The 13317-nt window shown below is 63.2% G+C and carries 10 protein-coding genes; 8 read left to right on the top strand and 2 right to left on the bottom strand.

Annotated elements, in window-relative coordinates; all coding sequences use genetic code 11:
* The first annotated feature begins 28 nt into the window (after positions 1-28).
* Genes GSQ73_RS09425 through GSQ73_RS09400 form a run of 6 tightly spaced genes read left to right on the top strand, consistent with a single transcriptional unit; the run spans position 29 to position 7594 of the window.
* Positions 29-1138: a polysaccharide deacetylase family protein gene (locus GSQ73_RS09425; protein WP_174236084.1), complete on the top strand. Its 1110-nt coding sequence runs from the start codon at positions 29-31 to the stop codon at positions 1136-1138.
* On the top strand, positions 1126-2394 hold the full coding sequence (locus tag GSQ73_RS09420; RefSeq protein ID WP_158883354.1) for an O-antigen ligase family protein: 1269 nt from the start codon (positions 1126-1128) through the stop codon (positions 2392-2394). The genes GSQ73_RS09425 and GSQ73_RS09420 overlap by 13 nt, the downstream gene beginning before the upstream one ends.
* Positions 2395-2402: 8 nt before the next feature.
* A complete protein-coding gene (locus tag GSQ73_RS09415) occupies positions 2403-3953 on the top strand; it encodes an oligosaccharide flippase family protein (protein ID WP_158883352.1) in 1551 nt (516 codons plus the stop codon).
* Positions 3950-5305, top strand: coding sequence for a phenylacetate--CoA ligase family protein (locus tag GSQ73_RS09410; protein WP_158883350.1), 1356 nt, complete (start codon positions 3950-3952; stop codon positions 5303-5305). Before GSQ73_RS09415 ends, GSQ73_RS09410 begins: the two co-directional genes overlap by 4 nt.
* Positions 5302-6399, top strand: a complete 1098-nt coding sequence (locus tag GSQ73_RS09405) for a glycosyltransferase (RefSeq protein ID WP_158883348.1) — start codon at positions 5302-5304, stop codon at positions 6397-6399. The genes GSQ73_RS09410 and GSQ73_RS09405 overlap by 4 nt, the downstream gene beginning before the upstream one ends.
* Positions 6392-7594 (top strand): glycosyltransferase family 4 protein, encoded by a 1203-nt coding sequence (locus GSQ73_RS09400; protein WP_254063358.1) that lies wholly within the window; start codon positions 6392-6394, stop codon positions 7592-7594. The genes GSQ73_RS09405 and GSQ73_RS09400 overlap by 8 nt, the downstream gene beginning before the upstream one ends.
* Before the next feature lie 26 nt (positions 7595-7620).
* Here the strand turns inward: GSQ73_RS09400 and GSQ73_RS09395 are convergent, their stop codons facing one another.
* Positions 7621-9711, bottom strand: a complete 2091-nt coding sequence (locus GSQ73_RS09395; protein ID WP_158883346.1) for an NAD-dependent epimerase/dehydratase family protein — start codon at positions 9709-9711, stop codon at positions 7621-7623.
* Positions 9712-9742: 31 nt separating this feature from the next.
* Positions 9743-10933: a glycosyltransferase gene (locus tag GSQ73_RS09390; RefSeq protein WP_158883344.1), complete on the bottom strand. Its 1191-nt coding sequence runs from the start codon at positions 10931-10933 to the stop codon at positions 9743-9745.
* A 427-nt stretch (positions 10934-11360) separates the two neighbouring features.
* Here GSQ73_RS09390 and GSQ73_RS09385 point away from each other — a divergent pair, with 427 nt between their 5' ends.
* Both GSQ73_RS09385 and GSQ73_RS09380 read left to right on the top strand, forming a co-directional pair.
* Positions 11361-11942, top strand: coding sequence for a polysaccharide deacetylase family protein (locus GSQ73_RS09385; protein WP_254063357.1), 582 nt, complete (start codon positions 11361-11363; stop codon positions 11940-11942).
* An 81-nt stretch (positions 11943-12023) separates the two neighbouring features.
* Positions 12024-13214: a hypothetical protein gene (locus GSQ73_RS09380; RefSeq protein WP_254063356.1), complete on the top strand. Its 1191-nt coding sequence runs from the start codon at positions 12024-12026 to the stop codon at positions 13212-13214.
* Positions 13215-13317: the final 103 nt, after the last annotated feature.

The raw sequence follows: 13317 nt of genomic DNA, 5'->3' as shown, positions 1-13317 counted from the left end.
CCTGCAACCTCAGGGGGAGGTTGCACTGATGAATCAAGCGATAGACGAACCGGGCAAGGCCATCGGCATCCGCGGGCGGCTGGGCGAGTATTGCTACAGCAGCGGCGCGTTGCGGCCGTTGCAGCAGCTGCGCGCGTGGTGGAAGAAAGACCTTCGCATCCTCGCTTATCACCGCGTGCTGACGCTGGACGATCCGGGCGCGTTCGATTTCGATCTCGAACTGGTGAGCACGTCCGCGGAAATGTTCCGCGAGCAGATGACGATGGTGAAGCAGCGTTTCCGACCGATGCGCATGGGCGACGTGATCGCGGCGCTCGACAGCGGCAAGCGGCTGCCGGCTGACGCGGTCGTGGTGACGTTCGACGACGGCTACGACGACAACTATCGCGTGGCGTTTCCTATCCTGCGCGAGCTGGGCGTGCCGGCGACATTCTTTGTCTCCACCGGCCACATCGACAGCGGCCAGCCGTTCGCCTACGACTGGCTGGTTTACATGCTCCTGCACACGGCAGCGGCGCACCTGGTGCTGCCCGAGTTGCGCATGGATGCACCGGTGCCGGCCGATCGCGCGGGGCGTCGCGAACTTGCCGGCGAAGTGTTGTTGCGCATGAAAGGCCTCGACGACAGCGAGCAGCTGTTGCTCATCGGGCGAATGGAGCGCGACTGGAACATGCCGCGCGCCGAAGCGCCGGCGTATTGCCGGCCGATGAGTTGGTCACAGGTGCGCGAGATGCACGCGGCGGGTTTCGAGATCGGCTCGCACGGCGTGCATCACAAGATGCTGGCGAAGTTGTCGCCGGAAGAATTGCAGCTTGAATTGCGTGAATCGAAGGCCACGCTGGAACGCGAGCTGGATCAGCCGGCGACGCTGCTTTCATATCCGGTGGGCGGCGATCGCGCGTTCAACGACAGCGTGGTACGCGCGACCAAGGACGCCGGCTATCGCATGGCGTGCAGCTATGTGTGCGGCACCAATCCGTATCCGTTGTCGAATCGCTATGCCTTGCGCCGCCTGCCGGTGGAGCGCGAGATGGGCCTGGGCTGGTTCGCATCGATGCTGACTTTGCCGGGGCTGATGAGTTATCCGACGACGAGTCGCGCCGTCGAGTCCGGCCAGGGTCCTGCATGTTCCTCCTGAGTCTGCTCTATCTGATCCTCACGATCATTCGCCCGCAGGATTACATGGCCGCGCTGGCGGGCATCCCGTTGTTGTCGGTGACGCTGGGCATGGCGGCGTTCTGCTGGCTGATCTCCAGCGCGAAGACGTTTGCGGCGCCGCAGTTCCTGATTCTGCCGGCGTTCCTCATGACGCTGATGCTGTCGGAAGTTTTCAATCACTGGACCGGCGGCGCGCTGGAGCAGTTGTCGTCGTTCGGTCCGACCATGATCATTTTCTTCGTGCTGGCCGCCGCGATCGCGCACAGCCGCAACCGCGTGCCGGTGACTTTCGCGGTGATCGCGTTGTGCTCGATGGTGCTGGCGTTGCACAGCGTCGACCAGAAACAGTACGGCGTCGGCTGGACCGGCATGGGCATGATCGAGGACGGGCGCGTCCAGTACGTCGGCATCTTCAATGATCCGAACGATCTGGGCCTGCTGTTTGTCACCGCGCTGCCGATGACGGTGTTCCTTTCCGCCGGCGGCGGTTTTCTGCGCCGCATCTTCTGGCTCGCCGGCGCGGCGCTGCTGTTGTACGGCATCTACCTCACCAACTCGCGCGGCGCATTGCTCGCGGTGCTGGTCGTCGGCGGCATCTACATCTGGTACCGGCGCGGCATGATGACCGCCGGCGCGCTCAGCGTGGTCGGGCTGATCGTGATGCAGATGCTGTCCTCGCGCATGTCGGAGCTGGACTCGGATGAGGAATCCGCGAACGGCCGCGTGGATGCCTGGTACGAAGGCCTGCACATGTTCCTGTCGCAACCGGTCTTCGGCGTGGGCGCGGGCAACTTCACCGACTACAACTACCTCACCGCGCACAACTCGTTCGTGCTGGTGCTGGCCGAGACCGGCATCGTGGGTTTCACGCTGTGGCTGGCTTTCGTCGGCTACGGCTTCTGGATGATGGTGGCGGTGCTGCGACACAAGCCGGCGTTGACTGCGGGCGATGACGAACAAGCCACCGAGTGGGCGATGGAAAAGCGCCTCGCGATGACCTTGCTGCTGTCGCTGTTCGGCATGTTCGCCGCCGCGTTCTTTCTCAGCCGCAGCTACATCGTGCTGATCTATCTGGAAGCGGCGCTGGTGGTCGGCTACTACATCGGTGCACGTCGACGCTACCCGGGTTTGCCTTCACTCAGTCTCTCGGACAGCTGGTGGCGATGGATACCGATCTCGATCGGTTCGGTCGTGCTGCTCTTCATCATCGTCACCCTGCTGCTGCATACCTCCTGAAGTCCGACATGACGAATCGCGTCCATACATTGCGCAATACGGTGTTCTCGTCGATCGGCATCTACACCGAGTACTTCCTCGGCATGGTGGCGGCGATCCTGATCGCGCGTCATCTCGGGCCGCAGCATTACGGCATCTACAGCCTGTTCATCTGGTTCGCGGCGATCGGCGTGGTGGCGACGAATTCCGGCGTCACCACCGGCGTGATCAAGTTCGTCGCGGAGCTGCGCGGTTCGAAGCGCGAGGATCTGATCGTTCCCGCGCTGGTGCATTTCCGCAAGGTGCAGGCCTGGCACATGGCGGTGGTGGTCGGTGGTGGCGCCGTGCTTTTCTTCGTCGCCGGACATCGGCTGATCGCCGACCTCAACCTGCTGGAATTCCTGTTGCTGGCGGCGGCGGTGGGCATGCGCGCGCCGTACATGTTCAACATCGCGATCGCGAAGGGTTTCGAGGCATTCGATGCGACTGCGAAGATCACCATGATCGCCTCGCCGTTGAACCTGCTGATGGTGATCGCGGCGATGCTTTTGAAGGCGCCGCTCGAATGGTTCGTGATCGTCTACGCCATTTCCAGCGCGATGTTTCTGCTGGCCTCGCAACTCCAGGTGGCGCGGCTGGTAAAACCGCTGACGCGCGGCGAAAGCCTGCCCGATGAACTGTTGCGACGCATGCGCCGGCATCTGCGCATCGTCTCGGCCACCATCATCCTGAGTTTCCTGATCGCCAGCGACGTGGAAATTCTGTTCCTCAATCTCTACGCCACGCCGACCCAAGCCGGCTATTTCAAGGTCGCCTATCAACTCGCCACCGGCGTGGTGCTGCTGGTGCCCGGCGTGTTCGGCGCCGTGCTGTTGCCGATGATGGCGAAGGCGTTGAGCGAAGGCCGCGAGATCGCCGGCCGGCGCTTCGTCGCCGCCACCAGTTATCTCACGCTGTTGTCCGCGCCCGTGCTTGCGTTCGGGATCAGCTTCGCGGTGCCGATCATCGCGTTGCTGTATGGCAATGCGTATGCGGCCGCGGCGCCGGTGTTCGCGCTGGTGATACTCAACAGCGGCATCAGCACGTGTACGCAGGGCGCGAGCAGCCTGCTGGTAAGTGCCGACCGGCAGAACACCATCCTGTTGCTGACGGTGATCTTCGGCGCGCTCAAGCTCGCGCTCGATCTCATTCTTGTGCGGCACTTCGGTTTGTACGGCGCGGTGGCGGCGATCATGTCGATCACGCTGATCAGTTCCACCACCTACGTCACCATCGGCGTGCGCGTCAGCGGCACGCGGCTGCAATGGCGACGACTTTCATCGATCCTGGCGGCAGCGGTCATCGCATCGCTGCTGGCACTGCCGACTTTCTGGCTGCACCTCAAACCGCTGTGGACACTGCTGATCGGCGGCGTGATTCTGAGCGCGGCGTACCTGCTGATGACGCTGTTGCTGAAATGCTGGAGCGGCGGCGACATCGAACAACTGCAGGGCCTGCATCGACGCTTCGTCGGCGGACGTCCATTGGCGCTGGGAAAATTGCTGGCGTGGGCGGGCGACCGCTCGGGAGCATCGCGATGACGGCGTACGAAAAGCTTTTTCGCGGCGTGCTGTTTCCGGCGTACGAAACCGTGCTGCGTCGGCGCAAGACGCTGAGCTATCTGCGCGACTACGAACGCGACCAGTGGCTCGCGCCGGAACAGATCGCCGCGCTGCAGTGGGATCGCCTGAAGAAACTGCTCGAGCACTGCCATCGCGACGTGCCGTATTACCGCGAACAATGGAAGTCGCTGGGCATCGTGCCGGCAGATATCCGCAACCTCGACGACTACGCGAAGCTGCCGGTGCTGACCAAGGCGGATATCCGCGGCAACTTCGAACAGCTCAAGGCGCAGGGCCTGCGAAATAATCTCTACTACAAAACCACCGGCGGATCGACCGGCGAACCGCTGCGACTGGGCTACACGCGCGAAAGCAATGACCGGCGTCTCGCCGTGATGTGGCGCGGCTACGGTTGGGCCGGTTCGCGCATGGGCCGGCGCACGCTTTATCTGTGGGGCGGCGTGGTGGGCGAACCCACGCAGGCGCAGCAGCGCAAGGATCGTTTGTACAACGCGTTGTTCGGCCGCCGCATGCTGGACAGCTTCCACATGAGCGAGGCGAACCTCGTCGAATACGCCGATGCCATCGACCGATATCGTCCCGAAGTGATCGTCAGCTACGTCGGTCCGCTCGTACGTTTGGCGCAATGGTTGATCGCGACCGGAAGAAAAATCTGGCAACCGCAGTTGATCATCGGCGCGGCTGAAGCACTGCACGAATTCCAGCGGCATATTCTCGAACAGGCGTTCGGCTGCCCGGCGTACAACACCTACGGCTGTCGCGAGTTCATGCTGATCGCGGCCGAATGCGAAAAGCGCGAAGGCCTGCACGTCAACGCCGATCACCTGGTCGTCGAGATTCGCGCGCCGGTCGGCATGCAGACGGAGGCGAACAGCGGCGAAGTGATCATCACCGATCTGTTCAACTACGGCATGCCGTTCATCCGCTACATCAATGGCGACATGGCGACCTCGTCGACGCATCGATGCAGTTGCGGACGCGGGCTGCCGATGCTGCAGCGGATCGACGGACGCAAGCTCGACGTGATCCGCACGCCGGATGGGCACATCCTGCCCGGCGAATTCTTTCCGCACATGCTCAAGGACGTGCCTGGATTGAAGCGCTTCCAGCTCGTGCAGCGCCAGCTCGACCGACTCGATCTGTCGATCGTGCGCGGTGAAGGTTTCAGTGACGAATCGCTTGCGTACATCCGCCGCGAAGTTGCCAAGGTGCTCGGCGAAAGCATCGAATTGCAATGCCATTTCGTCGACGACATTCCGCTGACCGCCAGTGGAAAACTTCGCGTCACCGTTTCGGAATTGCCGTCGTGAACATCAGCCACTTCGTCGAGAACCTGAATCGCGGCGGGCTCGAGCGCATGGTGATCGAGCTGGCGAAGGTGCAACATGCGCGGGGGCATCGCGTGCGTGTGATCTGCCTGTACGAGCCCGGCACGCTCGCGCAGGAGCTGGAAACGCTGGGCATAGCGGTGCTGGCTTGCGACAAGCAGCCGTCGCTGGATTTGCGCGCGTTGCGGCGCGCTCGGCGATGGATACGCAGCCACAATACCGAGGTGCTTCACACGCACAACGCCGTGGCGCATTACCATGCCGTGATCGCCAGCATCGGGCTCGGCGCGCGGATCATCAACACGCGCCACGGCATGGGCGGCAACCAGCGCGGCAGCCGGCGCGAGTGGCTGTTCCGGCGTTCGCTGCTGCTCACCGACATCGTCGTCAGCGTGTGCGAAGCAGCGCGCACGGGCGCAGTGAAGCAGGGCATGCTGCCGGCGAAAAAAGCGCGCGTGGTTCCCAACGGCATCCGCGTGGAATCGTTTCGCATGGCGTCCGGCGAGATGCGCGAGCGACTGCACCAGTTGCTCGATCTGCCGGCACGCGTTCAGGTGATCGGTACGGTCGGTCGGCTCAACTGGGCGAAGGACCAGGCCAGCCTGATTCGTGCATTTCGCCTGCTGCACGAGCGCGAACCGGACACTGCGCTGTTGCTGGTCGGCGATGGTGAACTTCGCAATGAATTGCAGCAGTGCGCGATGGATGAGCAGGTCGCCGGCAGCGTGCATTTCCTTGGCGATCGCAACGACGTTCCGGAATTGCTGGGCGGGCTGGATGTGTTTGCGTTGTCGTCGGTCAGCGAGGGCTATTCGATGGCGCTGCTGGAAGCATCCGCCGTGGCGCTGCCGATCATCGCCACCGACGTCGGTGGCAACAGCGAAATCGTGAAGGACGGCCTGACCGGCACCATCGTGCCGGCGCGGAATGTCACCGCGTTATCCGATGCGATGTTCGCGATGCTGCAGCAGGCGGAACTCACCGCGAGCCTTGCGCATGGTGCGCGCGCATGGGTCGAGCAACACGGTTCGGTGGAAGCCATGGCTGCACGGTACGACGAACTCTATCGTGGGTGACGACGTGGCGAAGCGGCTGAAGATACTGATACTCACCAACCTGTTTCCCACGCCGTGGGATCCGTTGCGCGGCGCGTTCAATCGACAACAGTTCGAACGTCTTGGTGCACGACACGACGTGGACGTGCTTACTGCCGTCGATTTTCGCGAGCGCTTCGGCGGTGTGCGTGGCAATGTGCACGTGGACAATGTGCGCACGGATCATTTCGTGTTCGTCTACCCGCCGCGTTTCGGACGTTCACTGCACGCCTTCACCTGGGCTATCTCGCTCATGCTGCAGCGCTGGCGGAAACTGCGTCGCTCCGGCTACGACGTGCTGCTGCTTAGCTGGGCTTACCCCGATGCGGCAGCGGCGAGCTGGCTGGCACGACGACTGAAGATTCCCTACGTGGTCAAAGTGCATGGCAGCGACCTCAACGTCGCGGCCAACTTTCGCCTGCGTCGCGCGCAGATTCGCAGCGCGCTCAAGCACGCCGGCGCGGTGGTGGCGGTAAGCAAGGCGCTGGCGGAAAAAGCGGTGACGATCGGCGCCGACGCAGCACGCGTGCATACCATCTACAACGGCGTCGACAGCGAATTGTTCGCGCCGGGCGAACAGACTGAAGCACGTGCGCGACTTGGGCTCTCCTCGGGCGCACCGCTGCTGCTGTATGTCGGCAATCTCAAATCGACCAAGGGTTGCGTCGATCTGCTGGATGCCTTCCCCGCGTTGCTCGCGCAGCGACCCGATGCGCGATTGATCTTCGTCGGCTCCGGTGCCAGTCGCGCCGAGTTGCTCGAACGCGCAGCTGCCACCGGCTGTGCGGAACGGGTGACATTGATGGGCGCCGTCGCGCACGGCACGTTGGGCGACTGGTTCCGTGCTGCCGATCTGCTGTGCCTGCCCAGTCACAACGAAGGTGTGCCAAACGTGGTGCTCGAAGCGATGGCCTGCGGCACGCCGGTGGTCGCAACCCGCGTGGGCGGCATTCCCGAAGTCGTGCCCGACGATGCGGGCATCCTGGTGCCGGTGCAGGACAGGACTGCGCTCGAGAAAGCGTTGCTGGAAGCCACTGCGAGAAGCTGGGACCACGCACGAATTGCCGCACACGCGCGCGGCTTTCGATGGAGCGACAACATCGATCGGCTTGAACAGATTCTGCAATCGGTGGCGGCAGGCGAAAGGCCTGCCTTCGTGGAAACCGCAAACCTCTGAAGGTTGCGGTTTGTTCGTGCAGCCTTCTAGACGTCCGAACGCGGCGTGGCGGAAGACGGGGTCGCAGCGAACATCGTTTCCATGCCTCGACGCAGGCCGATCTTCGGACCCCAGTGGAGCTGCGTGCGCGCTGCGCTGATGTCGAAATTGGCCAGCGGTCGCAGCGATCTCACCCGGTAACGGGTCAGCGGTACGCCGCGGCCCAGCATCTTGCCCAGCATTTCCACGCCGAACGCGAGCACCATGAACACGCCCGTCGGCATGCGCACCAGTTTTAACTCGTTGCCCAGCTTGCCCTTGACGCGCTCCAGGTAATCGCCTTGCGTGACGATTTCCGGATCGACGACGTTGAAGATTTTTCCGACCGCGCCCGGCTCGGTCGATGCGAGCAACAACGCGTCCACCACGTCGTCGACATAGACCAGCGGCAAGGTCTGCGACGGTGCGCCGACGGCGATCCAGCGGCCGGCAATCGCCAGCGTGCCGTTTGGCGTCACGCGCTCCGCACCGGGGCCGATGATCTGGCCAGGACGCACGATCACCGCAGGCAGTGCGTGATCGCGTATCGCATCCGACACCATCGCTTCGGCGGTGAGTTTGGTCTGCGTGTATGCGCCGCGCTTGTCCGGGAACGGCTCGAAGTTCGAGCTTTCGGTCATGCTCATCGACGGATCGCGGCCGGCGTGATCGAGCACGCTGAGCGAGCTCACATAAACAAGTTTTTGCGTGTGATGCTTCAGCGCCGCGTCGACCACGTTGCGCGTGCCCCATACGGTGCCCGCCTCGAAATCGTTCGGACCACCGCGCATGGCGGCACCGACGTGATACACCACGTTGGCACCGGCGACCGCGTGATCGACGATGCGCGGATCACCCAGATCGCCGATCACCACCTGCACGCCCGAAGCAGTGTCGTACTCTTTCATCGGGCGACGAATCAGCACGCGCACGCGCTGGCCACGCGCGATCAATGCCTTGACCAGCGCCTTGCCGAGAAAGCCTGCGGCGCCCGTCACCAGCGCATCGACCGGTTCGAGCGGAACGATGCGCGCGTCGAGCTCGCGGGTGCGTTCCTCGTCGGCCTTGGCACAGGCCGCTTCCATCAACGCGATCGGACGACGGCCTTCCTCGGCGCTGATCGGCGGCGGCCGGCCTTCGTGCAGTGCGCGCGCAAATTCCTCGGCGCCACGCTGGATGCCGGGCGATGGCTGCAGTTGCTTGGTCGCGAAACGCAGCACATTCCACGGCACGCGAAACACATCGCGCAACGCGTTGCCGAACGCGGTGATTACGATGCCGATGAACTTCGGCCCGGGCAGCACGCGGCGCACGCGACAGATCTGCAGGAACCGATCCGCCTCGATGATGCCGCGCGTGGCGTGCACGATCAGCCGGTTCTGCATCGGCCGCACGTTCCAGGACAACAGCAGCCGGCCAACACCGTGCGCCGTTGCCGCGGTGGCATGCCATTCGTCGAATTTCAGGTTCGGCGCAGTGCCGGTGGCGCGGTAATGGACGTCCAGATGCTCGATCGGCCCGAGCAACGCTTCGAGCACGTACAGGCCGTGCACGCCGAGATCGCGGAACGGATACGAACCTTGCCGCACCATGCCGGGCAACGGGCCACCGGCGTACGGTGGATAGTCAGAGCTGCGCAGCACATCGACCGCTATCACGTCGCCGCACGCACCGGATTTTACTTCCGCAATGGCCTTGGCGATTACCGGGTCGAACAGATCCGAGTGATCGACCGAGAGCACGAGGTTTTTTTCGCGCGCGCGTTCGATCATCGTGTCGCATTCGGCGACCGAGTCGGCCATCGGTTTTTCCACGAACACATGCGCGCCCATGTCCATCGCCTGCAGCGCGAGCGCGCAATGGCTGGAAGGCGGCGTGAGCACATAGACCGCATCCGGTTTCATGGCCTCGAGATCGGCTGGATTCGACAGCACGGTATCGATGCCGTAGGTCTTCGCCAGTGCGCCGGCGAGCTTGGTGTTGAGATCGCAGATGGCGATGATCTCGACGAAATCGAGCCGTTTCAGCGCCATGATGTGATAGCGCGAAACGTAACCTGCGCCGATGATCGCGACGCGCAATTTGCTGCCAGTGTTCATCCTGGATTCCCGGGAAATAAAGCGAAAAGTTTCATGAAGAGTGGAGCGCGAGTGCGGCTTTTACTTCCTGCAGCACTTCGGCAACGCGGTTGTCCCACGACTGGCCGGCGACCGCGTCGACGCGTTCGGCCATCGCCTGCGGCGTGTCGTCGCGCAGCGCGCCGTCGAGTTCGGCGAGAAACACTTCGCGCCCTTCGGCGATGCGTACCCAGCGCGAGAATTTTTCGATTTCCGGATTGCCCACGCTCACTACCGGTCGGCCGGTCGCGAGGTATTCGCGCAGCTTCAGCGGGTTCGCGTTCGCGACCTGCCGATTGAGTCGATAGGGAATGATCGCCACGTCGAATGCCTTGGCCCAGTTCGGCAGCTCGGCATACGGTTGCGTGCCGGCGAGCACGACGTTGGGCAAGGCGCGCAGGCCCGATATGTTGATCGCCGCATGGCCGACCAGCAGAAACGTCCACTGCGGACGTTCGCGCGCAAGCCATTCGATGAGTTCCACGTCGATCCATTCGTGGATGGAGCCGAAGTAGCCGACGACCGGATGCGGCAGGTCGCGGGCAAGCGCGGGAATCTCGGTGGCCGGATCCATCGCGCGGGCGAACAGGGCCACGTCGACGCCATGCGGCGAGAAGCGCGTATTCGGGTTGATCGCCCGCTTGGCTTCGAGCAACGCCGGCGGCGCGACGAAAACCAGGTCGGCACGCTCGGTGAGTTCACGATCGCGTTCAGCGATCAGCGTGGTGTCCACGCCGGGGTGCGCGGCGTAATCGTCGATGCAGTAATAGACGCAGAGTTCTTCGCCAAGTTTTTTCGCAAGAAACCCCGGATGCGGCACCACGAACCACGAAATGCGCCGACAGTCGCCGAGCACGCGCATGTTGCGTTTCACCGCCCAGCGGCTGAACAGGCGGTTGAAAGTTTCCACGCCGGGAACGCGCCGGAACGGTAATTGCGGAACGGTGCAACGCCAGAAATTCGGGCCGATCTGCACCGGCCGGCGCAAGGCCGAGCTGATCTTGCGAAACGCACGGCGAAGGTCGCGCCCGCTGGCTTGCGGCGCTCGCAGGCCCGGCGAATCGACGTACAACACCGGCATGCTCAGCGCCAGGCGCGCGGCAACGTGATGACTGCTGGTGCGGTTTTCCGCCTGCCAGTCATTGCCGAAATAGACGACGCCATATTGCTCGAGCACGATCCCCCCGAAACGCCCGTTGGTCATCCCGGCACGGCATCCATGCGACTCCGGGAGAACACGTGATTCAATTGTGTGGGCGAAAACCTTGACGACGCATTGAAGCGCGTGTTTCAACCCGATGTCAGCCGTCCAAACGGGCGACCCCGATTGAGCCGACAGTCCGAAGATGTTCGAAAGAGATAGGCCGCCCTGTGTAGCCCGAAGGCGGCACGATACGGCGCAGACAGTGTATTGTAGCAGCGCTTGGGCACCGGTTCGGCGCTGCATCCGACCGGCATCGCGCCCGGCATCAAGCCAGGAAGGCGAGTCGGCTTCGGAAGTTCACCGCGAGAAACCCTGTGCGTCCAGTTATTGCTACCAGGCATCGGCCTTGCCGTTTTCTGCCCGTTGGATCGCCTGAATGAATTTCCGTCCGAGCAAGATGCGCGTCCTTCGCTGGCTGCCCGATGCAGTGGTCTGCACGCGCGCGTCCGTTCGCAACAAGGCGCTCTATCTCAGTTTCGACGATGGCCCCGATCCGCGCTTCACGCCAGCGCTGCTCGACCTGCTGAAAGCCCACGGCGCGCATGCCAGTTTCTTCCTGATCGGCCGCGAGGCGGAGAAGTACCCCGAGCTCGTGGAGCGGATGGTCGCCGAAGGCCACCTTATCGGTAACCACTCGTTTAGCCATCCACGGTTCAACCTGCTTTCCATGGCGGAGAAGCTCGCCGAGATCGACCGAACGGATCTGTTGCTGGCGCGCTTCGACGGCATTCGCCATCACCGCTTTCGTCCGCCGCGCGGCGTGTTCTCGCTCGCGTTGACGCTGCGGTTCGCGGCCGCGCGACGCAACCTGGCCTACTGGTCGTACGACAGTCTCGACTACCAGCGCAAGCCGCCGGCCGAGCTGATCGAACTATTGCGCAAGCAGCCGCCATGCGCCGGCGACATTCTGCTGATGCACGACGACAGCGATTGCTCCACGCTGATGCTGGCCACGCTGATCCCTGAATGGAAAGCCCAGGGCTTCACGTTCGCGGCACTGTCGGCCTGAGCGAATGTGCATCGAATCACGAACAAACGGTTCGATCGGCGGTGTCGCCGGTTGGCCGTCCATTTCAAGAGGAGCCAGCCGGTGACCAGTCCTGTTGCGATCGTGTTGTGGATTGTCCTGGCGTTGCTGCTGCTGTTCGCGGCTGCCGTCACTTTCGCGATCCGCGCACGCAACATGCAGATCTGGCTCGGCAACTATCTGCGCCGCCCGAAACCACCGAAAGTCGATGGCCCGGTGCATGTGATGTTCTGCTTCGTCGATCATTTCGAACCCGCCTGGGGCAAGGTGGATCTGCCGGTGCAGCGCGAGCGCGTCGATCGCTGGTGCCGCGATTACCGCACGCTCGCTTCAGCCCACCGCGATGCCGATGGCCGCGCGCCGCAGCACAGCTTTTTCTATCCGGAGGAGGAATACGTCGAGGAACATTTGCAGAAGATCGCGGCGCTGTGCGCGGATGGTTATGGGGAGATCGAAATCCACCTGCACCACGACAATGACAACCCTGAAAATTTTCGCAGGACCATCACCGGTTTCAACGAACTGCTGCACGCCAGGCACGGCGCGTTGCCGCGCGATCCGGTAACGGGAGAGTTGCGCTTCGCCTTCATCCACGGCAACTGGAGCCTGGACAACTCGCGCGCGGACGGTCGCTGGTGTGGCATCAACAACGAGCTGATCCTGTTGCGCGAGCTGGGCTGCTACGCCGATTTCACCTTGCCGTCCGCACCGAGCGACACGCAGACCGCGATGGTCAATTCGATCTATTACGCTGCCGACGATCCGCATCGGCCGAAATCACACAACACCGGCGAGCCCGTGCGCGTGGGCGGCAAGGCGAGCGGCGATCTGATGATCATCCAGGGTCCGCTCGGTTTGAACTGGCGCGAGCGCAAATTCGGCGTGATTCCGCGCATCGAGAACTCGGACGTGCGCCGCTCCTGCCCGCCGACGCCGGAACGCGTCGACCAGTGGGTACGCACCGGCATCCATGTCGAAGGACGCCCCGAGTGGGTGTTCGTGAAAGTGCACACACATGGCACGCAGGAGCGCGACATGGACACGCTGCTCGGCGCGCCGACCAACGCGATGCACGACCATCTTGAGCGCGCCTACAACGACGGCAAGAACTACGTGCTGCATTACGTCACTGCACGCGAGATGTACAACATCGTCAAGGCCGCCGAAGCGGGGCAGACCGGCGACCCCGCGCGCTATCGCGATTTCGAATTGCCGCCGCCGGCGCATCAGCCCGGCCCTGCCGAACGCACCTGACCGATCGCCGCCTGCGCGTTATCATCGACGCGATACGACGCGCGTTGCCGTTCTTCGGTATCGAAAGGCGGATGAACGTTGTTGTCATGGGAACTCGATATTC

This window comes from Rhodanobacter sp. L36, assembly GCF_009765755.1.
In the GTDB taxonomy this organism is placed as follows: domain Bacteria; phylum Pseudomonadota; class Gammaproteobacteria; order Xanthomonadales; family Rhodanobacteraceae; genus Rhodanobacter.
This window is presented reverse-complemented; position numbering and strand designations above follow the sequence as displayed.